The 24,161-nt window shown below is 61.6% G+C and carries 22 protein-coding genes; 15 read left to right on the forward strand and 7 right to left on the reverse strand.

Going from position 1 to position 24,161, the window contains the following annotated elements; all coding sequences use genetic code 11:
- Positions 1–13 precede the first annotated feature (13 nt).
- The 8 genes from ACUCCZ_RS03710 to ACUCCZ_RS03745 all read left to right on the forward strand — a co-directional run bounded on the left by ACUCCZ_RS03710 (position 14) and on the right by ACUCCZ_RS03745 (position 8,446).
- Positions 14–1,132, forward strand: coding sequence for a trypsin-like serine peptidase (locus ACUCCZ_RS03710; protein WP_435918028.1), 1,119 nt, complete (start codon positions 14–16; stop codon positions 1,130–1,132).
- Between the two features lie 585 nt (positions 1,133–1,717).
- Positions 1,718–2,095: an HNH endonuclease gene (locus tag ACUCCZ_RS03715; protein ID WP_435918027.1), complete on the forward strand. Its 378-nt coding sequence runs from the start codon at positions 1,718–1,720 to the stop codon at positions 2,093–2,095.
- Between the two features lie 248 nt (positions 2,096–2,343).
- Entirely contained in the window at positions 2,344–2,919 is a 576-nt protein-coding gene (locus ACUCCZ_RS03720) for a P27 family phage terminase small subunit (protein ID WP_435918026.1), read from the forward strand.
- Between the two features lie 91 nt (positions 2,920–3,010).
- Positions 3,011–4,201 (forward strand): methionine adenosyltransferase, encoded by a 1,191-nt coding sequence (metK, locus tag ACUCCZ_RS03725; protein WP_435918025.1) that lies wholly within the window; start codon positions 3,011–3,013, stop codon positions 4,199–4,201.
- A complete protein-coding gene (locus ACUCCZ_RS03730) occupies positions 4,173–4,811 on the forward strand; it encodes a ParB N-terminal domain-containing protein (protein WP_435918024.1) in 639 nt (212 codons plus the stop codon). The genes metK and ACUCCZ_RS03730 overlap by 29 nt, the downstream gene beginning before the upstream one ends.
- Before the next feature lie 35 nt (positions 4,812–4,846).
- Positions 4,847–5,755 carry a type ISP restriction/modification enzyme gene (locus tag ACUCCZ_RS03735; RefSeq protein WP_435918161.1) on the forward strand — a complete coding sequence of 303 codons (909 nt, stop codon included), beginning with the start codon at positions 4,847–4,849 and terminating at the stop codon, positions 5,753–5,755.
- Positions 5,756–5,949: 194 nt separating this feature from the next.
- Positions 5,950–6,135, forward strand: a complete 186-nt coding sequence (rpmB, locus tag ACUCCZ_RS03740) for a 50S ribosomal protein L28 (RefSeq protein ID WP_002514277.1) — start codon at positions 5,950–5,952, stop codon at positions 6,133–6,135.
- A 91-nt stretch (positions 6,136–6,226) separates the two neighbouring features.
- Positions 6,227–8,446 carry an ATP-dependent DNA helicase RecG gene (locus ACUCCZ_RS03745; protein WP_435918023.1) on the forward strand — a complete coding sequence of 740 codons (2,220 nt, stop codon included), beginning with the start codon at positions 6,227–6,229 and terminating at the stop codon, positions 8,444–8,446.
- 63 nt (positions 8,447–8,509) lie between these two features.
- On the opposite strand, the gene ACUCCZ_RS03750 is transcribed toward ACUCCZ_RS03745, so the two are convergent.
- Positions 8,510–8,932, reverse strand: coding sequence for a pyridoxamine 5'-phosphate oxidase family protein (locus tag ACUCCZ_RS03750; RefSeq protein ID WP_004808626.1), 423 nt, complete (start codon positions 8,930–8,932; stop codon positions 8,510–8,512).
- A 206-nt stretch (positions 8,933–9,138) separates the two neighbouring features.
- Here ACUCCZ_RS03750 and ACUCCZ_RS03755 point away from each other — a divergent pair, with 206 nt between their 5' ends.
- Together ACUCCZ_RS03755 and coaD are read left to right on the forward strand one after the other, a co-directional pair.
- Complete coding sequence (locus tag ACUCCZ_RS03755; RefSeq protein ID WP_462981556.1) at positions 9,139–9,693, forward strand: RsmD family RNA methyltransferase; 555 nt, start codon at positions 9,139–9,141, stop codon at positions 9,691–9,693.
- Positions 9,690–10,166: a pantetheine-phosphate adenylyltransferase gene (gene coaD, locus ACUCCZ_RS03760; protein ID WP_065674206.1), complete on the forward strand. Its 477-nt coding sequence runs from the start codon at positions 9,690–9,692 to the stop codon at positions 10,164–10,166. The genes ACUCCZ_RS03755 and coaD overlap by 4 nt, the downstream gene beginning before the upstream one ends.
- A 67-nt stretch (positions 10,167–10,233) precedes the next feature.
- Here the strand turns inward: coaD and ACUCCZ_RS03765 are convergent, their stop codons facing one another.
- From ACUCCZ_RS03765 to ACUCCZ_RS03775, 3 genes are all read right to left on the reverse strand, one after another.
- A complete protein-coding gene (locus ACUCCZ_RS03765) occupies positions 10,234–11,460 on the reverse strand; it encodes a glycoside hydrolase 5 family protein (protein WP_435918022.1) in 1,227 nt (408 codons plus the stop codon).
- Entirely contained in the window at positions 11,457–14,540 is a 3,084-nt protein-coding gene (locus tag ACUCCZ_RS03770) for an alpha-mannosidase (RefSeq protein ID WP_435918021.1), read from the reverse strand. The genes ACUCCZ_RS03765 and ACUCCZ_RS03770 overlap by 4 nt, the downstream gene beginning before the upstream one ends.
- Positions 14,541–14,609: 69 nt before the next feature.
- Positions 14,610–16,946: a TIM-barrel domain-containing protein gene (locus tag ACUCCZ_RS03775; protein ID WP_435918020.1), complete on the reverse strand. Its 2,337-nt coding sequence runs from the start codon at positions 16,944–16,946 to the stop codon at positions 14,610–14,612.
- 209 nt (positions 16,947–17,155) lie between these two features.
- On the opposite strand from ACUCCZ_RS03775, the gene ACUCCZ_RS03780 reads away from it, so the two are divergent.
- Positions 17,156–18,163, forward strand: a complete 1,008-nt coding sequence (locus ACUCCZ_RS03780; protein ID WP_435918160.1) for a LacI family DNA-binding transcriptional regulator — start codon at positions 17,156–17,158, stop codon at positions 18,161–18,163.
- Between the two features lie 85 nt (positions 18,164–18,248).
- Here the strand turns inward: ACUCCZ_RS03780 and ACUCCZ_RS03785 are convergent, their stop codons facing one another.
- The 3 genes from ACUCCZ_RS03785 to ACUCCZ_RS03795 all read right to left on the reverse strand — a co-directional run bounded on the left by ACUCCZ_RS03785 (position 18,249) and on the right by ACUCCZ_RS03795 (position 21,491).
- The gene (locus ACUCCZ_RS03785) at positions 18,249–19,145 is read right to left on the reverse strand and encodes a carbohydrate ABC transporter permease (RefSeq protein ID WP_435918019.1); all 897 of its coding nucleotides are present in this window, start codon (positions 19,143–19,145) and stop codon (positions 18,249–18,251) included.
- Complete coding sequence (locus ACUCCZ_RS03790) at positions 19,142–20,098, reverse strand: carbohydrate ABC transporter permease (RefSeq protein ID WP_435918018.1); 957 nt, start codon at positions 20,096–20,098, stop codon at positions 19,142–19,144. The genes ACUCCZ_RS03785 and ACUCCZ_RS03790 overlap by 4 nt, the downstream gene beginning before the upstream one ends.
- Before the next feature lie 82 nt (positions 20,099–20,180).
- A complete protein-coding gene (locus tag ACUCCZ_RS03795; protein ID WP_435918017.1) occupies positions 20,181–21,491 on the reverse strand; it encodes an ABC transporter substrate-binding protein in 1,311 nt (436 codons plus the stop codon).
- A 213-nt stretch (positions 21,492–21,704) separates the two neighbouring features.
- Between ACUCCZ_RS03795 and ACUCCZ_RS03800 the strand changes: the two genes are divergently transcribed.
- The 4 genes from ACUCCZ_RS03800 to mutM all read left to right on the forward strand — a co-directional run bounded on the left by ACUCCZ_RS03800 (position 21,705) and on the right by mutM (position 24,105).
- Positions 21,705–22,265 carry a YceD family protein gene (locus tag ACUCCZ_RS03800; protein ID WP_435918016.1) on the forward strand — a complete coding sequence of 187 codons (561 nt, stop codon included), beginning with the start codon at positions 21,705–21,707 and terminating at the stop codon, positions 22,263–22,265.
- Between the two features lie 62 nt (positions 22,266–22,327).
- Positions 22,328–22,519 (forward strand): 50S ribosomal protein L32, encoded by a 192-nt coding sequence (rpmF, locus tag ACUCCZ_RS03805; protein ID WP_435918159.1) that lies wholly within the window; start codon positions 22,328–22,330, stop codon positions 22,517–22,519.
- A 10-nt stretch (positions 22,520–22,529) separates the two neighbouring features.
- Entirely contained in the window at positions 22,530–23,267 is a 738-nt protein-coding gene (rnc, locus tag ACUCCZ_RS03810) for a ribonuclease III (RefSeq protein WP_435918015.1), read from the forward strand.
- Entirely contained in the window at positions 23,260–24,105 is an 846-nt protein-coding gene (gene mutM / locus ACUCCZ_RS03815) for a bifunctional DNA-formamidopyrimidine glycosylase/DNA-(apurinic or apyrimidinic site) lyase (RefSeq protein WP_435918014.1), read from the forward strand. Before rnc ends, mutM begins: the two co-directional genes overlap by 8 nt.
- The last annotated feature ends 56 nt before the right edge of the window (positions 24,106–24,161 follow it).

The following is a 24,161-nucleotide window of genomic DNA, read 5'->3' on the forward strand; positions in this document are numbered from 1 at the left end:
GAAGTTTTTGGGCTTGAAGGTTTTCAATCGTCACATTAATTCACAGGAAGGAAGATCCATGATTTCTGGATTAAGTGCTTTGAAAAAGGGCGCAGTCGTCGTATTTTCTGTAAGCGCTTTAGTGCTAGGCGGCGGTGTTGCTAACGCGAGTCCTCCCGATGAGGGAACACGTGATGATCAAGTAGTTTCTGCTGCTGCAACGACTTCTTTTGATGATCAATATGTTCCAAGGAATAGGTCGTCTGAGGCAAGCGAGGCCGATCCGCGTGTTATAGACTATTGGACTCAGGACAGAATTGATAATGCCATCCCGGCAGACGCTTTCGCTAGTAGTAACAACTACGCAACAAGGGAAGCACTCCCTCCAACCGATGCAGTCTCGCCGCAACGAGTGCTAAGCGATCCCGTTTCTGGGCGTGTCGGAAAAATTCAGGAACGCAGCACTCGTTCAGTAACTAATTTTTCTGAAGTTAACGGTAAGGTTCTCTTCACTAATGCGAAAGATGGGCAGGATTACATGTGTTCTGGGTCTGCTTTAAACAGTCCTTCGAAGCGCTTGGTTATCACTGCTGGGCACTGCGTGCATGGTGGTGGCAAGAACGGGACATGGCATAAGAACTGGGTGTTTATTCCGGATTATCACTATGACCATCGGCCTTATGGGACGTTCCAAGCGAAAACTCTCACCACTTTTCAAGGATGGATAGATAACGGCGAGGGCAGACGGGGCTTCGAAAGAGACGTAGCATTTGTTACCACCTACATGAATGCCTCAGGGCAGAAGGTCGTAGATGCTGTCGGTGGATACGGTTTAAGGACCGGGGGATCGCGGAATTTTGATGTCACCGTATTTGGATATCCTGGAAACCTTGATGAGGGCGAGAGAATGTGGGCTTGCTGGGGAAGAACTACAACGCACAGGTGGTGGACGAGCAGCTTCCCTAAGATTACGGGATGCGATTTTGGAGGCGGATCTTCCGGAGGCCCTTGGATAGATGACTACAACAATTCCACAGGCTTGGGGCACGTTCGCTCAGTTACATCGTTCGGGCCAGAAGATAACTCCTATAATGGTGGCCCGTATTTTGATGATGCGGTAATGAATCTATATAACTCCACCCGGAACGATTAATACCCACCGAGATGAAAAAAGGAAGACGACTCATAGTATTTCTGGGAGCCTTTGCTATGCTGTGCGGGTGTTCGAGCAGCGACGCTAATCTGCATTCGGAAAAGATAATAAACTGGACAAAGCATGAAGTTACAGATTCACATGAGCTGACTTTCACTGCTAACACGGGTGACCCCAAGTGTTTCAAACTACGCATTGTTACCAAGGAAGCTAATGGGCGCATTGAGGTTGCAATTGTCGAGGGAGTGCTACCGGATGCGCCAAAGCACTGCACGGCTGTAGGTAGGATCGAAAAACTTACTGTTACAACTGAAGCTCCAGCACAAAACTTAGACGTCCACGCTTTGCCTGCAAGAGAAGTTGAGCTAAACCCCTAACTACTCGAGTGCGGGACATTCCTGCACGGATACTCGCTAGCTGCACCCATGCGTTAGCGAGTATCCGAACCCTGCTATGGATTTAGTGGTGTGGGCCTGAAATACTGTAAGTGGTTGAAAATATAGAAAAGCGAAACCCTCCGGGACGACAGCACGCCAGCTGACCGGAGGGTTTCGCTTTACCCAGGCAGAAAGGGTGGTGGGTGCGATGCCGAAGAAACCAGCCCGCCCCTGCTCGGCTCCCGGTTGTCCAGAGCTAACCCACGACCGCTTCTGCTCCAAGCACGCGAAGACTGAGGTCAAGCGCTACCGCAAGTACCAACGCGACCCGAAGATCAACCGACGCTACGGCTCGCGCTGGCGCAAGATCCGCGCCGCCTACATCGCCGCCCACCCATTGTGCGAAGACTGCCTAGCAGCTGGCCGCATCACCCCAGTCCAAGAGGTCCACCACGTCCTGCCCTTGGAACATGGCGGCAGCCACGACTTTGCTAACCTGCGGTCGCTTTGTAAGCCCTGCCACTCGCGCCAGAGCGCGTTGGACGGTGACCGGTGGAGGCAAGCACCCCAGGTCTACACCTACTGATTTTTCTTGGAATCGCGGCCTGTGCGCCTCAAATACCGCCGACCTCAAAGTTGTCGCCCTGCTTCTTGTTCGACGTTTACGGCGCAACGTGGCGCGTCTGGTTTGGGGTTGGGGCCATCGGATCTCTACGACCTGTCTGGAGGTCAGCGGGCGGGGCCAACCGTGCGCAAAACCGCCGAATCAAACGGGGTATTGACCCCTCGCGCCCTCCACATCAGGGCACGACACCCTCGGAAGGAGGCGAGACCATGGCCAAAGATGGCACCAATCGTGGTGGACGCAGGGTACGAGCGGGCACTAAGCCTGATGCTTTGAACGACAAGCTCGCTGCAGGTCGTCCCGCCACCCGGCTCACCACACCGACCGAACTCGATGTGTTCGATCTGGACGGCACCGACATCGGCGATGGTGCGCTGCTCGCAGGCGAGCCGATGCCAGAACCCGGCGCATACCTCTCGGCTGAGCAGCGCGACGGCCAACCGCTCGGTGCAGACCTGGTGTACCGGGAGACGTGGAACTGGCTGGATGAACGCGGCTGCACCGAGTTCGTCTCCAAACGCTTGATTGAGCAGTACGCGCAGGCGTTCGCCCGCTACATCCAGTGTGAGCAGGCGATCAGCAAGTTCGGACTGCTCGGCAAACACCCCACCACGGGAGCTGCGATCGCCAGCCCGTTTGTGGCGATGAGCCAGAGCTTCGGTAAGCAGGCCAACGTGTACTGGTACGAGATTTTCGACATCGTGCGTGCCACCTGCACCACCGACTACTCCGGCACCACGCCAGGCGATGAGGTCATGGAGCAGCTGCTCAAAGCCTCCTCCTAAGGCCTCTCATCCCGCTCGTTTCGTTTCCTGCCTGCCCGGCACCCGGGCGGGCTTTCTTGTTGTTGTTCGCTTTTGTGAAAGGAGCCCTCGCGTGTCTGTAGTGCGAAGTGCTGAATCTGTGTGTATCGGCCACCCCGACAAGCTGTGCGATCTGATCGCAGACCACATCCTTGATGACATCCTCACTCTCGACCCGGCGGCACGCGTGGCCGTTGAGGTCATGGCCACGGGCAGGCGCATCATCGTCACCGGCGAGATCACCACCACCATCCGTCCGCAGCTGCGCTCGTGCGCCCGGGAGGCGCTGCGCCGGGCGGGGTACAACCCGGACAGGTTCCTCATCTACGTGTGGGTGCGCCGCCAATCCGCCGACATCGGCGCAGGCGTCACCACCTCCATCGAGGCCCGCGCGGGCGATGAGTCGGCGTATGCGAGCCTCGGGGCGGGCGATCAGGGCACCGTCTACGGGTACGCCACGAACGAGACCAGTCAGCGCCTGCCGCTGCCGCTCGTGCTCGCCCACGAGATCTGCCGCCGCCTCGATGCCGTCCGCACCGACGGCACGATCCGTGGGATCGGCCCCGACGGCAAATCCCAGGTCAGTGTTGTCTACGACGAGCTGGGCACCCCGGTCGGCATCGACACCGTGATCGTCTCCATCCAACACGATGCGGACAAAGACCCCGCCGTGCTTGAACGGGAGGTGCGCACGCTGATCGTTGCTCCCGCTATCGAGGCGCATCTGCCCGGTGCCACGCCCGAGCGCGTGTTGGTCAATCCGTCGGGGCGGTTTGTCACCGGTGGGTCTACCGCTGACACCGGGCTGACCGGGCGCAAGCTCATGGTTGACACCTACGGTGGGCTCGGCCCGCACGGCGGTGGCGCGTTCTCGGGTAAGGACCCTTCCAAGGTCGACCGGGCGGGAGCGTGCATGGCTCGCCTGATCGCGAAAACCGTGGTGGACGCGCGCCTGGCCGAAGAATGTCACGTCGCTATCTCCTATGTGATTGGTAAGGCCGACCCGGTCGCCTTCCACATCGACACCTTCGGCACCGGTCAGTACCCGGACTGGCTGCTCACCGACGCCGCCCAGGCGATCTTCCCGCTGCGCCCGGCCGCGATCATCGAACGGCTCGGCCTGCGAGCTCCCATCTACGCGAAGCTTGCCACCTATGGGCACATGGGACATGGCCTGAGCGACTGGGAATGGACCCTGCCTTATACCGACGCACTTCGAGAAGAGGTGAACCGCCGTGCTCATCAAGCAGCTACCCATCGCTGAGCTCAAGCCCGCCGACTACAACCCGCGTAAAGACCTGAAGCCCGGGGATGCGGACTACGAGAAACTCAAGCGCTCTTTGATCGAGTTCGGTTACGTCGAGCCGGTGATCTACAACCACACCACCGGCCACGTCGTCGGCGGCCTCCAGCGCCTGAAAGTACTGGCCGACCTCGGCCACACCGATGTGGACTGCGTGGTCGTTGAACTCGATGAGACCCGCGAGAAGGCGCTGAACGTCGCATTGAACAAGATCAGCGGCGACTGGGACGAGAACAAGCTGGCCCTGCTCATCGCCGACCTGGACGCGGCTGACTTTGATGCCGAGCTCACCGGCTTCGACGATGACGAAATCGCCCAGATGATTGGCTCTCTCGACGATGACGAGGTCACCGATGACAGCTTCGATCTCACGAGAGCACTCGAGGCTGCCTCGTTCGTCAGGCGCGGGGACATCTGGACTGTCGGCAGGCACCGCCTGGTCTGCGGAGATGCCACCAACCCCGGTGATGTCGGAGTGCTCATGGATGGCAAGAGCGCGAACCTGGTGCTCACCGACCCGCCCTACAACGTGGCCTTCGAGTCCGCCGACGGGCTCTCAATGGGGTTTTAGAGGCTTACCATCCAGGTGGGCTCCGCAGAGAGGCCATCTATCGTCCATTCACCAAAGAGGCGCTTTACTTCGACCCGGTCTTCAACTCAGTTCCCGGTCAAAATGACACATACTTTCCCACCCCTCACCACACCAATATCGGCTACTACGTCGTCGGCATGGGATCTGCCGTACCGTTTTCGCTGGTTGCCTTGAACGATCTGCCCAATCTGCACGTGACGGGCGCAGGTAGTGGTGGTCAGTTCTTCCCCCGCTGGACTTATGAAGAAGCCACCGACGACACGCTCCTGGGCACTAGTGGCGACGTAGACGAGTGGGGTTACCGTCGCGTCGACAACATCACCGATGCGATCCTGACCCACTACCAGCAGGCTTTCGGGTCGCAGGTCACCAAGGACGACATCTTCTTCTACGTCTACGCGGTGCTGCACTCTGAGCAATATCGCACCCGCTACGCCGCAGACCTCAAGCGGATGCTTCCGCGCATTCCCCTGGCCGCATCAACCGCGGACTTCGAGGCGTTTGCCGAGGCCGGTCGGCGTCTGTGCGATCTGCACGTCGGCTATGAGAACGTCGAGCCCTATCCATTGCACGAACCGACCCACCCGCTCGACGTCGACGAGTGGGACCTGTACCGCGTCACCAAGATGCGGTGGAAGGACAAGACCACCAAACGCGACCTTGTCTACAACTCGTACCTCACCTTGTCTGACATTCCCGAGCAAGCGCACGAGTACATGCTCGGGTCGCGCTCCGGCCTGGAATGGCTCATCGACCGATACCGGGTGAAACCCGACAAGGCCTCGGGCATTGTCAACGATCCCAGCGACTGGGCGCGCGAGCATGACGACCCTCGCTACATCGTCGACTTGGTGAAGCGGGTGACCCGGGTGTCGGTTGAAACCGTCAATATCGTGAGGTCACTTCCTGAGTTGCCGATCTGACTATGTGTCTGCAAGGCGACCAATCGACTGCTCATTGTTGGCACATCGTTGTGGGACCGCGCCGAGGTGGTGAGGCGTCGATTTGGGTTCAGAGCAGGTAACCGTATAGTCTTGTCCAGTTCCCGAAGGAACCCCCGAACCCAACGATTGCGTCGGGTGCGTCATGCGCCCGGCCCTGAACAGGAGATCTCCCAGTGGCTGCTGTGTGTGACATCTGCGCCAAGCGCCCCGGTTTCGGACACAACGTCCCCTGGTCGAAGAAGAAGACCAATCGCCGGTGGAGCCCGAACATCCAGCGCGTCCGTGTCGTCGAGAACGGCACGCACAAGCGCATGAACGTGTGCACGTCGTGCCTCAAGGCTGGCCGAGTCAGCCGCTGAGCACTGCGTTCGACGTTAGAACCCGCCGTAAGGCGGGTTCTTTGTCGTTGTGGGTGTCATTGCCTATCGGTACGGTGACACTGTGAATGCAGTGACCAGGTGGCACACCCGCAGCCAGCAGGAGCTTCATCGCCCTTTGGCGGAGGCGGTGGGAGCCAAGACGGCAAAAGCATTCGCTGCGATGCACGTCGAGACGGTGGGCGAGGCCCTCGGTCACCTTCCGCGTCGCTACCTCACCGGTACCGAAACCACGGATTTGTCCCACCTCGTCGTTGACACCGAAGTCGCCTTGGTGGCCGACGTCGTCGGCGTCGAGGTCCACACCAACAAGACTGTGACAGGTCGAGAGAGGCGACCGCGTCAACGTCTGGAAGTCATGCTGTTCGACGGCAACGCACGTCTGCCCGTCACCTTCTTCGGCAAACCCCACATCGTGTCCTATTGGCAGCGCATTTTTTCTGCCCACACTCACGGCATCTTCGTCGGCAAGGTGGGGGAATTCCGGGGCAACCCGCAGCTCGTCCACCCCGACTTCGTCATGATCGACCGCAACGGCAAGGTCGTGGCAGGCCGTGAGGAGGGCAAGGTGATGGCTGCCCAGGTGCAACGCCACGGCTTGCTTGGCCTCTACCCGCAGACCTCGAAGTTGCGCACCTGGGAGATCGCCTCGGTGGAGTCGATGCTGCTCGAGTCCACCCCCGAACTTGAGGACACCCTGCCCGAATGGCTGCGTCAGGAGGCTGATCTGCCGAGCCTGTGGCAGGCCTACCACGCTATTCACCACCCGCATTCGGTGGAGGAAGCCAATCGCGGTGCCGAACGACTGGTGTGGGAGGAGGCCATCGCCACCCAGGTGACGATGGCGGTGCGTCGACGTGATGCCGAGGGTCATGATGCGCCGGTGTGTCGACGTCATGACGACGGCCTGCTGGCAGCCTTTGAGTCGAGACTCCCGTTCACCCCGACGGCAGGCCAGGACGAGATCAGCCAGGCCATCGACGCTGACCTGTCTTCCGATCACCCCATGCACCGACTGCTGCAGGGTGAGGTGGGTTCCGGTAAGACCTTCGTGGCCTTGAGAGCGATGCTCCAAGTCGTTGACGCTGGGTACCAAGCCGTCCTGCTGGCACCCACCGAGGTTCTCGCCCAGCAACATTACGCCACGATCACCGGGATGATGGACGAGTTGGCCGCGGGCGGTGGCCTCGACGCTCCAGAGAACTCCACCGGAGTTGCCCTGCTCACGGGTTCGATGAGGACGGCTGGAACTCGAACCGCCTTGGCCGACATCGCCTCGGGAGCGGCCGGAATTGTCATCGGAACCCATGCCCTGTTGTCGGGCAAGGTCATCTACAACAACATCGGTCTGGTCGTCGTTGACGAGCAGCACCGCTTCGGCGTCGAGCAGCGCAGTGTCTTGACGACTGGTGATGGTGCTCGACCTCACGAGCTCGTTCTCACTGCAACGCCGATTCCTCGCACGGTTGCCATGACGGTCTTCGGTGATCTCGAGGTGTCGACCTTGCGAGAACTGCCGTCAGGACGTGCCGACATCCAAACCACTGTGGTTGATCTGCCAGCCCACCGCTCGTGGCTCACCCGCGCCTGGGAGCGCATCCGAGAGGAGTGCGAGGCCGGGCATCAGGTCTTCGTGGTGTGTCCTCGTATCAGCAGCGATGACACTGACGACGTCGAGGGTGGTCGCCCGCCGACGGCTGCGGTCGAGGAGATCGCTCCTCAGCTGGCCTCCGGTCCGCTCGCAGGACTGCGCATCGACGCCCTCCATTCTCGGCTGGACGCCGATGAGAAGAAGGCCGTCATGGATCGCTTCGCTGACGGCGAGTCCCAGGTCCTCATCTCCACCACGGTCATCGAGGTCGGCGTCGACGTCCCCAACGCCACCATGATGGTCATCATGGATGCCGATCACTTCGGCGTCTCCCAGTTGCACCAGTTGCGCGGACGTATCGGGCGAGGAAAGCTGCCTGGCCTGTGTCTACTGGTCACGACGGCACCCCCCGGATCGGCGGCCCGTGAGCGGCTTGCTGCGGTGGCATCGTCCCGTGACGGCTTCGAACTGGCCGAACTGGACCTGGCCCAGCGTCACGAAGGCAACGTGCTCGGATCCTCCCAGTCGGGGTATTCCTCGCCACTGCGGTTGTTGCGGGTGCTCGACCACGCCGAGATCGTCACTGCGTCCAAGGACCTCGCCGAACGGTGGGTGCGAGAGGAGCCCGAGGATCCCCGGCTGCTCGACGTTGTCACCGCGACGGAGATGCTGGCTGAGGGCGATCTCATGGAACAGGGATGAGCTGACCAGGCGTGACGAAGGTCCGGAACGTTGACGACGATCCGGACCTTCATGAGTGGTCTGTCAGTTGTCCTTGGGCTCCGGACCGAAGGCGAAGGTACGGCCGGTGATCTGATCGGCCTGGACACGCACGTAATTGCGCTTCACGGTCGGCACCCACGGCAGCAGGGGCATCTTGTCGCACAGCGCGAGCTCGGCCTCGTCGGTGATGACCTCGGCGCTGCCGCGCACGACGACCGACCAGCCGGTCTCCTCGGTCCAACCGTCGGCCTCGAAGGCCACACGGTTGTTGGTGACGATGTCCTCAAGCTTGCTTCCAGCGGCGGTGCGGAAGACGATGCTCTGCCCGTCGACGACATAGTTGACGGGGAAGACCTCGGGCTGGTCATTGACGCTGGTGGCCAGGCGGCCGACCTCAGCCGTGTCAAGGTAGCCCCAGCAGCTGTCCTCCGGGACCTCGGTGATCGGGTTCTCCTCATTGATCATGGGGCCATTCTTCCTGAACACGGCCCACTTCGGGAACCGACCGGCACAAAGTTGCCGATGGTGGTGAGGATGGCTCGCCACATGACCATGTCGAGGGGTTTAGGAGTGGATGCAATGGGTACGGCGACGATGCGGGCGTGATCGGGCGAAACCGCTAGCCTGGAGGGGTGAGCAGGATTATCTCGGGTCGTGCTGGCGGACAGCGTCTGACCACTCCGTCAGGGCGGCTCACACGTCCTACGACCGATCGGGTGCGCGAGGCTGTCTTCTCTGCGTTGGCAGCCTGGAATGGAACGTCTGATGAGGCTCCCGAGGACCAGCTGGCCGGGCAAGCTTTCTGCGACCTGTTCGCTGGGTCCGGAGCAGTTGCCCTCGAGGCTGCCAGTCGCGGTGCATCGACGGTCGTTGCCGTCGACCGGGACCGCTCAGCGTGTCATGTCATGAAGGAGAACGCCCGGACCACGCGCTTGCGGATTCAGGTGGTCGCCCAGACGGTACCGACATTTCTCTCCGACAACCGGCAGACCTTTGACGTCGTCTGGTTCGACCCGCCCTACGACTTGGCCGACGACGTCATGGATGGCCTCATCGACGCCACCATTCAGAACGCCCTGGCCCATGACGGACTGATCGTGGTGGAGAGGTCGCGCCGCAGCCGACCGCCTCACGTCCCGGAAGGGTTTGAGTCGTGGAACTCTCGTTACGGTGAAACCGTCGTCTACTATGCCCAGCGCAACCACGAGCCCATGGAGCAGCAGTGAAAGCAGTTTTTTCAGGATCCTTTGACCCCATCACCCTCGGCCACGTCGACATCGTGACGCGAGCCGCCGAGCTTGTTGACGAGGTCGTCGTCGGGGTGGCGGTCAACTCGGCCAAGAATGGCATTTTCTCCATGGAGGAGCGGGTGGCCTTCGTCAGGGATGCCGTCGCTGACATCCCGGGTGTCGAGGTCGCCCTCGTCGACGGGTTGCTCGTCGACTTCTGCACCGAGCAAGGGGCTGACGCGATCATTCGTGGCCTGCGCTTTGGTGGGGATTTTGACTACGAGCTCCAGATGGCCCACCTCAACAAGGCCATGAGCGGGATCGAGACAATCCTGCTGCCGGCAGGGCGAGAATTCGGCACGATCAGCTCCTCCATGATCCGCTCGGCGGCATGCAATGGGGGCAATGTCTCAGAGTTCGTGCCAGCTATCGTCGATGCCGCGCTGCGAGAGAGGTTCCCGCGCTCCTGACGACCGGGGATCCTTGGGCCATGGTCCAGGCCTCCGAGTGTCGAGCATGAGGTCGCAGTCACACAGGTCAGCGGGCTAGAGCACCGGCGAGGGCCTCTCGGCCTGTGAGCCCATGGGTGGGATGAAAGACGAGCCTGGGTGCTCGTCCGGTCTGTATGGCTTCATCAACCCATCGGGCGAAGAGATCGCCCATGGGGAAAGACACCGACCGTCCCGCCCCGGTGGCCCAGTCCGCGCTGAATTCCAGCGGCTCATCGGCCTGTTCCTGGGGCTGAGCGTTATGCAAATCGGGCAGCACGTCCGACATGGCCAGGGCTTCCGGCTTTGGCTTGCCGTCGTTGGTGAACAGGCCGAGCGAATACTCCAGCTTCGGGAAATCCAACAGCTGGTCTGACACGTCGTGGGAGCACCACCATGTCACCGCCTCCAGACTCGGGGTGGTGGCCACCGAGGCCAGGGACGACGTGACGAAGTCCGCTGCCCGGTCGTCGGGAACATGGCTGCGAGGCGCACCAATTTCCTGCAGCCAGAGTGGACGGTGGGGATCGGGACTCCAGGCCCGGGCCAGTTCGAGCAGATAGCGCGGGAACCATGTGAGGGCGGGATGTCCCTCCCCGAAGTGCGGTCCGACCTGCGCGAACACCCAGGAATGGATGGTCGTCGATGAGCCCAGGGTGACGGCGTGACGCGGGGTGAAGGGATGATCGTCAACGAACCAGAGGTCGTCGTCGAACCCGAACCAGAACCGTCCGTCCGGCCACTGGTCCCGCATGGTCCCGAGCATCGTCTCCAACCACGTCTGGGCCTCATCGACGGTGCACCCGCTGCGCGTCGGATGATGGTGCCCCGGGGCCAGAGCAGCGTACTGCGGGAACTCGTTGCCCACCGTCATACCGGTGACGTTCGGCTCTTCCCGCAGGCGTGTTGCCAGTTGGCTGATGAGTTCGGTCTGGCCAGCCTTGACGAGCGGATCGGTGAAGAGATTTGACTCGTGCCATGTGACCACCCAGGAGGGCAGGAAGTCATAACTCGACAGATGGCCGTTGAGGGCGTCGACGGTGACCTCAAGGTCGAATTCGCCAGCTGCGCGCACGACGGAGATGACGTCATCGAGGGCGCGGGGACGCACCAGACCGCGATTGGGCTGCAACAACGGCCACAGTGGGAAGATCCGTACGTGATCGAGGCCCAGTCGTGCAATTGCTTCGAAATCGCGTCGTGCCGCATCGATATCGAGGTCAAGCCAGCTGTGGAACCATCCCTGTGACGGTGTGTGATTGACGCCAATCCTCATCGGTTGCGTCCCAACCTCAAGGTCGCAACCTGGAAGGGGCGCATGGACAGACCGATAGTGTCGTCAGCAAGGCCAGCGGTGATGACTGACGGATCGACCTGGGCGTGCGGGTTGCCCTCAAGGGGGTCCTCGAGCAGGTCGGACTCGACGGCGGACGTGGCATCAAAGCCCACCGTCATCGTGGTGTGAACATGACGCCCGTAGGGCTCGTATAGCCGGACGATGACATCACCAGAGCCATCCTCAGCCAATTTGACGGCCTCAACCGCAATGCCTTCGACGCTGACCAGTGGATCGACCGGCGATCCCTGACGACGACGCACGCACAGGTTGGCGGCATACCCGTCACGCACGGCATCGGTGAGATCGGCTCCGACGTGCAGAGTGTGGAAGAAGTCATGCTCTCCCTCGTCGGCGCGCGGGTCGGGGTAGCGGGCTCCCTTGAGAAGGGAGGCGCGGGCCATCGACCACGTGCCACCGTTGTCCTTGGGATGGCGGGACACATTCCATCCATAGGTACCGGAGTTGGCGATGGCGACGCCGAAACCGGGCTCGGAGATGTACACCCAGCGATGGGCATGAACCTCGAAGCGGAAGGCATCCCACGAGGTGTTGGTGTGGGTGGGACGGGAGATGTGACCCATCTCGATCTCATAGTCGGCATGATCGGTGTGGACGTCCACCGGCCAGGACAGTTTGAGCAGACTGTCTCGTTCGTGCCAGTCGACATGGGTGCGCACCTTGACGCGCGGATCTCCCGGATTCACGGTCAGCGACTGGGTGGCCCGGGAATCCCCGAACGTCCTTGTGACGCTGATGGTCACCGAATCACCGTTGCGGGACATGGTGGCCCTGCCATCATCCAGGTCGGTGACGTTGTTGGCGTAGAAGGGATCGATGTCCCACGCGTCCCACATGTTCGGGAAGTCAGGGTGAATCTGAAGAAGATTGCCACGCTGATCAGCCGGAATGGCATCGCGACCGGAAGCAGGGTCGACGAGGTGGGTGATGAGGCCATGCTCGTCAACGGTAAGACGCAGCAGGCCATTGTCGACGATGAATCCGTCAGCCGCATCCTCAGCCTGAACCCCGTGGGCAATTGCCGGAGCAACTCCGGCCCCCATGGCCACGGTGGAAGCCCACGGACGAGTCATCGGAGAAGAATCGAAGACGACCTGCTCGTCACCCTCTCCGGCTAGCAGCTCCTGGGCATGGTGAATGAGCTCGGTGAGTTCGTCAGAGATGCGCCGGTGATCGGCGACGACCTCGCGATACACCCACGCGATCGCCGATCCAGGCAGGATGTCGTGGAACTGGTAGAGACAGATGGTCCGCCAGATCTCGGCCAACCGCTCACCGGGGTAGTCCATCAGGCCGCGTACCGCTGCGGTGGCGCACCACAGCTCGGCGTCGCGCAGCAGGTGCTCATTGCGACGGTTGCCCTTCTTGACCTCGTACTGGCTGGTGAATGTGCCGCGGTGCAGCTCGAGATAGAGCTCCCCAACCCAGGCGCCCGGATCCTCGTGCTCGGCCTCGGCGCGGCTGAAGAACGTGGCCGGAGGCTCGATGGCCAGCTTGGGGGATCCGTCAAGATCGGTGACACGACGGGCCTGGGCGAGCATCTCGCGAGTGGGACCACCGCCGCCATCTCCATAGCCGAAAGGCACCAAGGAGGAATTGGCGCGGCCCTTGTCCTGGAAGTTGGACCGGGCGTGCTCGAGGTCCCGAGCCGAGAGATCGGAACCGTAGGTGTCGGCCGGCGGGAAATGCGTGAAGATCCGGGTGCCATCGATCCCCTCCCACCAGAAGGAGTGGTGGGGGAACTTGTCGACCTGGTTCCACGAGATCTTCTGGGTCAGGAACCACTGAGCACCGGCTAACTTGGCCAGCTGCGGCAGGGCTCCCGAGTAACCGAAGGAGTCAGGCAGCCACACCTCGGGGCAGTGATGGCCGAACCTCTCCATGAAGTAGCGCTGCCCGTAGAGCAACTGACGGCACATCGCCTCGCCACCAGGCAGGTTGGCGTCAGACTCCACCCACATGCCTCCGACCGGGATGATCCGTCCGTCGGCGACTGCCTTCTGCAACTTGGCGAAAAGGTCAGGATGGTCCACCTCCAGCCATGCCGAGTGCTGAGCAGCCGGAAAGGCGAACAGATGCGTGGGGTCGTTCTCGATGAGATTGAGCTGGTTGGAGATAGTTCGGGCAACCTTGCGCCGGGTCTCCCGCAGCGGCCACAGCCAGGCAGAGTCAATGTGAGCGTGGCCGATGGCCGTCATCGTCTGGGCAGAGTCATGAGCCGGACGAGCGAGAACGGGGGCCAACTGGGTGCGAGCCGCTGACGCCGTGGAAATGACGTCAAAAAGATCGATTCTGTCCATGGAACGATCCAGAGCGCGACGGATCTCCCACCGGCGTTCCGAATCCTCCGGCAGCTGGGCAGCCACACCGGACAGGGTCACGATGTCAGCGATGAGTTCGCGGATCTCGTCGTGGACGACGACCAGATCAGCTCGCTTGAGGGTGTAGTAGGCGTCAGTCGAGGCAGTGAGCTTGTCGCCGTCGTCGGTCGGCTGGAAGGGGGGCTGGGCCAACAGGATCGGGTTGGATGCAGCCTCGACGTAGATGTCGATGTGACCATCTGCGTCGGTCTCGACGGGAATCCACGTGTTGCGTGGATTGAGGGCCTTGACGACCGACCCGTCCGGACGCACCACAAGACCCTCGGACTGGAAGCCGGGGGAGTCCCATACACCGCCGAGGTCGACGATCATCTCGAGATGGTCGTCGCGATGCTCCGGTGGAACGGTGGTCGTGAGATGGAGCCAGGTCGTTCCCCATGGCGGGCCCCACTTGTCTCCCACCCGGAATGGCTCGTAGCTCATTGACAGCCCCTCGCTGATTGAGATGGGCTCTCCCTGTCCGCGGACTCCGGGGCGACTGTTCGGTCCCTCGATGGCGTCAGTGACGGGAGCCCACTCGACGTCGAGTTGGCATACCGTGGTGGTTTCGGCGGGGCGAATCTTCTCAGCGAGATGACGGTGCACCCGACCGTCAAGAATGGGCGCGTGATCATGCATGGGATTCCCTGGCGGTTGCGACATTGACAACGGATAGTTTCCACATTGAAGTGTAGTGACTAATACGGTTTAGGCAACTCGTTCGGAAGGAATTGCCCAGACGATCTCCAACAAGGCGTTGCGAAGAGGTTCGGGCGCTTCCTGGTCCAGCAGCATCGCGATGAGGTCGAGGGCAGGACGGCCACTTCGCAACAGGCGTGCCAGGCGAGTTTTCGTGGTGAATTCGATCTGAGCATCGTCGATGAGCGTGATGGCTCTCGCCATGAGGTCATCGACGCAGTCAGACGAGGCCGGAATGGTCGTTTCGACGACCTCGTCCAGACGATGCCGTCCCAGGTCAATCGTGATGGGACGTCCTCCTGAATGGACGCTCACGCGCCATCGTCGCGTCACATCCGTGCGTGGACCTCCGCATGGTCCGATTTGCAGGAGTCCGTCGGCATCGAGGCTGAGAGGAATTGTCCTCAGACCGTCGTCGTCCTCGAGCAAGTCAAAGTGACCGGCAGCACCTGGGACGACGACCAGGGTGAGATCGGTTGTCACGTCCCCCTTGGCCAAGGGGTCAGTTGCGGTCGGAATGATGGTTCCAGACTTGGCGAGGACGGGAACCTCGTCAATGGTGCGAGACATGGTGACGAAACGCTGTGGCGAATAGGTGAGCCCGGTGAGGAGGTCGACCCACCTAAGACCATCCTCAAGAGGAGGTAACCATGTTCGGGTGGTTGCGAGCCCCGTCGCAGGGTCGCGTTTGCTGGTGACCGGTCGCACCAGGAGTTGGCTGCCGAACCAGTACTCGTTGCGATCGACATAGGATTCCTCCCACTCCGGATGTGTCCAGTAAAGCGGTCGGACGAGTGGGCACAGGTCGCGATGACCCGAGAGGTTCTCGCTGTGCAGATATGGGATGAGGCGATGACGCATCCGTAGGCATCGGGTCATCACCATCTCGGTTTCGGCGCGGTAATGCCACGGCTCCTTGGACCCGAACTCGTCCTTGGTCGAGTGCAGCCGATTGATGGGGGAGAGCACCCCGAACTGGGCCCAGCGAGCCATGAGCTCGTCATCACGGGATCCGAAGAGGTGCCCGCCGATGTCATGGCTCCACCAGCCGTAACCGATGTTGGAGGCGGTGGCCGTGAACTCGGGCTGGAAGTTCAGAGTCTCCCAGGAGATCACGGAATCGCCCGAGAACCCGATGGGGTAGCGGTGAGAGCCCGGACCGGCGTATCTGGAGAAGGTCAGCGGGCTACGGCGTCCCTCGGGACGTGGGCGCCCGGAATCAATGTGGTGAACGTGGTTGAGCATCCACAGCGGGTCCAATCCGGGTACTGAGCACGTCTGCCCCTGCTGCCAGTCCACCCACCACAGGTCGACCCCTTCCTCCTCCATGGGGTGAAGGACGTCCTCGACGTAGACCTTGGCGAACCGGGGATCAGCAATGTCAAAGGGGATGGGATCACCCGAGTCCGGATCGACCCCCATGTCAGTGGCGACCTGCCGGTAACACTCTTCATGACGGCGGATGCCGTCAGCGGGGTGCAGATTGAGGCTAGTGCGCAGACCACGACGATGAAGGTCATCGAGAAAGGCGCGAGGATCGGGGAAGAGTTCTCGATCCCATGTATAACCAGTCCAGCCGTGTCCCAAAGCAGGGTCGATGTCGGTGAGGTGCCAGTCCATGTCAATGACGGCGACCGACAGCGGGATTCGGGCCGCCTCGAAGCGATCCATGAGCGCCTCGTACTCATCGGCGCCGTAGTCGTGGTACCGGGACCACCAGTTGCCGAGGGCCCATCGCGGAACAACCGGTTGCGGTCCGGTGATGCGGTAGAAATCCGCGACCGCGGCCGCGAAGTCGTGGCCGTGGAGGAAGAGGTAGACATCCTTGCCGCCGGAGTCAGCTGGGTTGTGCCGACGTACCGGTTGGGGCCATGGGGTGGATCCATCATCGTCCAGTGCGAGTGAATGAGAATCATCGAGGACGGCCCATCCCTGCGCACTCGCCACACCTGCGCCCATGTCACAACGGCCGTCGACGCAGTCGAGAGTGCGAGCGGTCCCGCCCAAATTGGTGGGGATTCCGAATGGGGTTTGCGAGAGTGGGTCATCGCCCCAGTGCCACACGGCGTGGTAATTGCCGACGCTCGTTATCGATGCGTGCAGCCCTTCCGGGGAAAACTCCATGCCGTTGTAGCGAAGCTCGTAATACCGGTTTCGAATGACGATATGGCCATTCTCCTCATCAATGGTGTTGGTGACCTCGTGGGGCGTGCGGTCCGCGACCACCTGTGTCGGTCGGTCCTCGAAGGGCTCCGTAGGGTCGTCGCGCCACTCACAGCGAATGAGTCGATCGGTGATGAGGGTTATGCGGTAGTGATCTGTGGCAAGACAGGTTGTCTGAGGCATGGCGTCTCCCAGCGTTGGGGACTCCCACCCTAATAGCCAATGAACCGCTCTGGAGGTCATCGTGAAGGCATCGCTGAAACGTTTTACCTATTCTCCGGTTTGGCCCTAGGATGATGCTGCGCGGGTGAAGGCCATGTGCTCCAGGGCGAGGATGCCGTGTGGCCTGCGCCCATCAGGGCATGCATGCTTCCGGAAGGGACCGTGGCTTCATGGGCAGGACGACGATCAAGGACATCGCCAGAGTCGCCGGTGTGTCGCCGGGCGCGGTGTCCTTTGCCCTCAATGACAAGCCTGGAGTTTCTGAGGCTACCCGAGCTCGTATCAAGGCTGTGGCCAAGGACATGGGATGGCGTCCGAACGTCGCCGCAAAGGCGTTGTCGGTCAACCGAGCCGGTGCCGTCGGTCTCGTCATTGCCCGTGACGATCGTAGTTTTGCCGGGGAAGGGTTCTTTCTCCACCTCATCGCGGGGATGGAGGAGGTTCTCACCCCTGCTCGCACGGCCTTGGTGCTGCAGCTGGTCAGGTCTGCTGAGGAGGAGTGCCAGATCCATCGGCAGTGGTGGGCCCAGCACCGTGTCGACGGCGTCGTCCTGGTCGATCCGGCCCGCAACGACCCACGGTGGTCCCTCATGTCGCAGATCAACATGCCGTGCACCGTCGTCGGAGCCACGAAGGACACCCCATTGCCGGGCGTCCATATTGATGATGCCGCTGCCGCGCGGAGCATCGTCAACCACTTGGCTGACCGAGGTCATCGTCGCATTGCCCATATCGGCGGTGACCCGACCCTCGAGCACAGCATGGTCCGGCGCCAAGTCTTCGCCCAGGAAGCAAGGAGCCACGGAGTCGTCGTCCTCGAGGCCGCGGCCAGCGACTACTCCGAGCAGTCCGGACTGCAGGAGACCAGTGCTCTTCTCTCCAGGCCCGACCGTCCCACCGCCATCGTCTATGACAATGAAGTATTGACTCTGGGGGGCATCACGTCCCTGGCACAACACCGATTGCGGATTCCTGCTGACGTCTCCGTCGTGTCCTTCGAGGATTCTCCGACGTGTCGAGTGATACCGCCTGGGATCACCGCTTTGCGTCGTGATCCGTCACTTCTGGGTAGGGACGCCGTAGCCATGCTGATGAGCATCATTGCGGGCCAGGACGTGGAGGACATCACCGAGCAGCCACCTGAACTCGTCGTCCGGGGTTCCACGGCCCAGCTCTGAACGTCCATCCACCTCTGGACGAGGCAGGACAAAACGGTCGAAACCCTGCGAGTTCCGACCGTCTCCTCACTCGTGTGTAGGACGCTCAGCCCTTCACACCGCCGCTCTCCACACCACGGAAGAAGACCTTCTGCATTGAGGCGAAGACGGCGATGATCGGAATGAGGGCGATGACCGTTCCGGCTGCCACCTCGCGTGGGTCGGTCGACATGGTTGAGCTGAGGTACTGCATGCCAACGGTCAGGGTGTACTTGTCAGGATCATTGAGGACGACCAATGGCCACAGGAAGTCATCCCAGGCACCGATGAAGGAGAACACCGCGACAACCGAGGCCATTCCCTTGATGTTGGGCCACACCACGTGCCGGATCTTGGCCCAGGTGTTGGCCCCGTCAACGGTTGCTGCGTCGAGGACTGACGGCGGGACCGCCCGACAGGCGGTGGCCATGAGGAGCACGTTGATGGCACCGACGACACCTGGGATCGCGACGCCGGCCAGGGTGTTGGCCAGGCCCATGCCCTTGATGACGAGGTACTGGCTGGTCAGTGTGACCTCACCGGGAAGCAGGAGCACTGACAGCAGGATGCCCATGACGACCCTCTTGCCGCGGAACTTCATGCAGGTCAGCGCGTAACCGGCCAGGGAGGCCAGCACGACGTTTCCGATGACGCACACTGTGGCGACGAGGACTGAGTGCCAGGCATAGCTGAAGATCGGGACGACATGGGCCACCCGACGGTAGGCGTCAACGCTGAAGTCCTGCGGGATGAGGTGAGGTGGGAAGGAATAGATGTCCTCGCTGACGCCCTTGAGCGAGGTGGACAGCTGCCACAGGAAGGGGCCGATCGAGATGATGGCGACGAAGACCAGCAGGATGTAACGCCCGATGAGTCCCGCAAGGGTGGGACGGGTCGGGTCGAACACCCGTCGGCTACGCCACGGCTTCGGCTTGGCCGGACGGGTTGCGCTCGAGGTGCTCATGCCATCGTCTCCTTCATGGTGGCCTGGACGGCTGCAGTCCGGCAGGCACGATGCCCAGCGCGCTTGGGCTTGCGGTCAGACCGTAGGTCCTTGTTGTTGGCCCAACCTATGGCTGCCAACGGAATGAGGGTGAGGAAGAACAGTACGACTGACAGGGCCGACGCGTAGCCGAGCTGTCCGGACAAGCCGGTACCGACCTGCTTGATGATCATGACCAGGCTGGAGTCCTCACCACCTGGGCCACCGGTTCCATTCGTGAGGACGTAGAGCTCGGAGAATATTCGCATTCCGGACACCGCGATGAGAGCGATGATGAGAACCATGGCCGGCCTGATCCCGGGGACGGTGACATTGCGGAAACGCTGGAAGCTGCCTGCCCCATCGAGGGCGGCGGCTTCATGGAGATCATGGTCGACGTTTCCGAGGGCTGCGAGGTAGACGATCATGTAATACCCGAGGCCTTTCCACACCGTCAGCAGGATCGCGCAACCCAACAGTTTCCACCGATCGACGAGGAAGGGGATGGGGCTGCTCGTGGCACCCATCCACTGCAGGGACTGGTTGATGAGACCACGGGAGTCGAACATCCAGCTCCAGATGAGGGCCACGACGACGACCGAGGCGATCACCGGGAAGTACGCGACGGTGCGGAAGAACGAGATCCCAGGGATCTTCTTCTCCACGAGCAGGGCCAACAGCAACGGCAAGATCGTCAAGAGCGGGATGCACACGATGACATAGATGAAGGTTGTCGCCATGGCATTCCAGAACATGGTGTCGTGCCACAACTCGACGTAGTTGTCGAAACCGATGAACTCCCCGCCGACGAGGGGTCGGGTGTTCGTGAAGGACAGGATGATCGTGTTGATGAAGGGGTAGAGGGCGAACACGACGGTCCACACGACTGCCGGAGCCACCAACAACCACGGGGTGTACCAGCGGTGGGAGTTCATGGGCGCAGATCCTTGGCGGGGTAGGGGCGTTGTCAGGCGGGAGGTGAGCCGGCCCCGCGTGGGAACGGGGTCGGCAGGGAGATCACTTTGCGATGTGGTCGTTGCAGTACGTGACGGCCTTGTCAAGAGCGTCCTTGGCCTTGATGTCACCACGCATGGCCGAGGAAACCTGCTGGCCGACGTAAGCCTTCATGGCGTCGGTGTATGCCATCGGCTCACCGATCTGCGCATCCTCCATCTCCTCCGCGAGAGCCTCGGCAGCCTTCTTCATCTGCGGATCATCGATGACCGAGGTGAAGGACCCCGGGTTCTCGTTCGCTTTCCTGGTGCCGGGCAGGAAGCCCTGGGCCAGCTTGACGAATTCGACCTGGTTCGCGTTGCTGGTGACGTACTGGGCGAAGGCCACCGCCAAGTTCGGGTTCCTGGAGTCGTTTGAAACACAAATACCCTGGACGAACAACGGGGGAACACCGATGCGCTTGGTCATCGCGACGTACGGAGCGAGCCTCGGAGCGTCCTTCTTGAGGTCGACCGGGAAGGAGGCTGAGCCGGTGGTCCATGCGACCTTACCCTGGATGAAGAGCTTGGAGTTGCCCAGGTAGTTGTTCTGTAGCACCTCCGGCGGCATGGCCTTCTTGGCGTAGAGCTCGACGTACTTCTCGATGATCGTGACGGCTTCGTCGGTGTTGAAGGTGAACTTGCCGTTCTTGAAGACCTCGACACCTTGGGCCGCGAGATCGCCGAGGGTCGGAGCGGTGGAGATGAGGGGCATCGTGCCGCCGGACTTCTCGGCCATGGTGATGGCCTGCTCGTGGAGCTCGTCAAGGGTGGTCGGCAGCTTCGTGGGATCGAGGCCGTACTTCTCAAAGGCCTGGGTGTTCCACCAGTTGAGGTCGGTGCCGAGGTACCACGGGTAGCCGTAGACACCCTCATGGCCATCGAAGGTGTAGGCGTCGATGCCGCCCTTGGTGTATGTGTCAATAGTCTTGGCATCGGCCTTCTTGAGGTCCATGACCTTGTTGGCCTTGAGGAGCTGCCACGCGAAGTTAGGGGGCATGTTGACGACGTCGGGCAGCTGGCCGGCGGTGGCCTGCTGCTGGACCTTCTCCTCGTAGCCCTCACCCGGCTGGTCGACCCACTTGATGGTCGTGCCAGGATGCTTCGTCTCGAAGGACTTGACGAGTTTTTCGAAGTAAGGAGTGAATTTCTCGTTCTTGAGCGACCACGTCTGGAACTGGATGCTGCCCTCGAGCTTGGCGGAGGTGTCGACGGATGCCTGGCTCGACGGCTTGTCTCCCGATCCGCTCATGCCGCAGGCGCTGGCAGCCAGGACAGTTGCCAGCGTGGCCGTACCACCGAGAAGTTGACGTCGACCGATGGTGAGATTTGCCATGTTCTCTTCTTCTTCCTTGAAGGGGTCCTCAGAGGGATCCGACTCCAGCGTCGGTGTCGGGCCTCAGAGAACTAATACGCTTTAGTTCAGAGTGCCTGAAACAGCGCTCCCAGTCAAGCCGGCGCACAGTTTTGGCCGGGTGTCGACTCCCGATGTAGAGTGGACGGTCGGTCATGACCTCGTCGTGTTCCACCGGTCGAAGGGATCTTTGCGATGAATACCACCCATCGCCACCCCGACGCACACTCGGATCTCGTCATCGAGACCCATTCCTTGCGTCGGCAAGTGGGTCAGATGATCCGGGTTCAACGGACGGTGCCCGCTCCGGCGGATCTCGGCGTCGACATGATCGGCGTTCCCGAGGACTTCCCTCTCGATCTCGACCTTCGGTTGGAATCGGTGGGTGAAGGAGTTCTCGTTACCGGGACCGTCGAAGCCACCCTGAAGGGGGAGTGTGCTCGTTGTCTGGATCCCATCGTGGAGGATCTCGTCCGCGACATCCAGGAGCTGTACTTCTACCCGGACAAGGAGGCTGAGGAGGATGCCAGCCGGGTCAGCGCCGAGGAAACGATCGACCTTGACCCCGTCGTCCGTGCCACGGTGGTGCTGAACCTGCCTTTCAGTCCGCTGTGTCGCGACGACTGTGAGGGACTTTGTCCAGACTGCGGCGCCAACCTCAACGACGACCCGGACCATGACCACCCGGATCGGATCGATCCACGCTGGGCAGCTCTGCGAGGGCTCGTCAGTGAGGATGATTCGGACAAGTCCTGAACGTCCCGAACGGCATCCGTCCACGACGGATGTCACACCTGAAGCACACCAAGGAGAAGATCGTGGCCGTCCCGAAGCGGAAGATGTCCCGCAGCAACACCCGGCACCGTCGTTCGCAGTGGAAGACGGTTGCCACCAATCTCGTCACCTGCGCCAACCCGGCGTGTGGTGAGAAGCACTTGCCTCACACCGCGTGCCCCTCCTGCGGTGAGTACGGCCCACGTGGCGATCGCCGTCAGGTTGCCGAGGTCTGAGATCGGCACCGTGAGCGCACGAAACGGCCAGAACGTCAGTTCACCCGAGTACGGCGAATGGCCCTTTCTGGGTCTTCTTGAGGAGTTGGGGATCAGATGTGACCCCCAACTCCTCGATCTCGCGCTCACACATCGCTCCTATGCCTTTGAGAACGGTGGGATTCCCACCAACGAGAGGTTGGAGTTCCTCGGTGACGCCGTCCTTGAGGTCGGCGTGACGGACTACCTGTATCGCGCCTTCCCGGACAAGCCGGAAGGTCAACTCGCCACGTTGAGGTCAGCGGTTGTGAGCACGGTGTCCTTGGGGCGGTTGGCCCGTCGTCTTGACATCGGGCCGCGCGTCAAGCTGGGCAAGGGCGAGGAACGGACCGGCGGCCATGACAAGACGTCGATCCTGGCCGACACCACCGAGGCCTTGCTGGGCGCCGTTGAATTGTCCTCGGGATTGCCGGACGCCCTGCGTCTCATCCACCATCTCTTCGATCCCCTCGTTGACGAGGCGGATCGATCCGGAGCTGGCACCGACTGGAAGACAGTTCTCCAGGAGTACTGCGCTGAGCAGGGGTTTGACGCTCCGCGATACGACATCGTGGGGTCAGGCCCGGACCACAATCGCCGTTACTGTGCCAGGGCAAGAGTGGATGGCAAGCTGCACGCTGCCTACACCGGACACAACAAGAAGGAGGCCGAGCAGGGGGCGGCCCAGCTCGCGGTCGCCGCACTGAACCCTCCTCGCACCGGTGCCTGAGCTTCCTGAGGTCGAAACGGTACGAGCAGGACTCGAGAACCTCATCATTCCCTCCATCGTCGAGCGTGTGAACGTCGTTGATGCCCGCGGTCTACGCCCCACCGGTGGCTCGGAGGAGGCCAGAGTCTTCGAGGCGACGATGACCGGTCGCCAGTTCACCGCCGTCAATCGGCGGGGCAAGTACCTGTGGTTCGTCCTCGACGACGGCACGGCGATGTTGGCCCATCTGGGGATGAGTGGACAGTTCCGTGTCGTCGACAGGGGAACCCCACGACATCGCCATACCCGTGTTGTCATCGGCCTTGACGACCGCCGCGACCTACGTTTTCTGGACCAGCGCACTTTTGGCGGACTCACTGTCGCCCCGCTGATCAACGGCGTGCCCGGGCCGGTCGCCCATATCGCTGCTGATCCCTTCGAGGATTCTTGTGACATTGATGAGGTCGCGCGACGACTGCGCGCACGCATGTCGACTGTCAAGCGCAGTCTGCTCGACCAGACACTGATGTCCGGAGTCGGCAACATTTATGCCGACGAGACACTGTGGCGAGCTCGGTGTCACCCGGAGACGCCGTGCTCGCGCCTGCGCCAACGCAAGGCCGTGGAGTTGTTGGAGACCGCGCGCCAGGTGATGGCCGAGGCGATTGCCCAGGGAGGGACGTCCTTTGATGCCCTGTACGTCAATGTCAATGGGGAGTCGGGGTACTTCGACCGAACCCTTGACGTGTACGGACGCCAGGGCAAGGAGTGTCGACGATGTGGTACCCCCATCGTCCGGGAGTCCTTCGCGAACAGGTCGTCACACCGTTGCCCGAAGTGTCAGCGGTTGCGCCGGTGACCTGGTCACATCCGTTCCCACGGCTCGACAGGTCCTGGTATGACGACGAAAAGCGG

The organism is Cutibacterium nasicola (assembly GCF_052654715.2).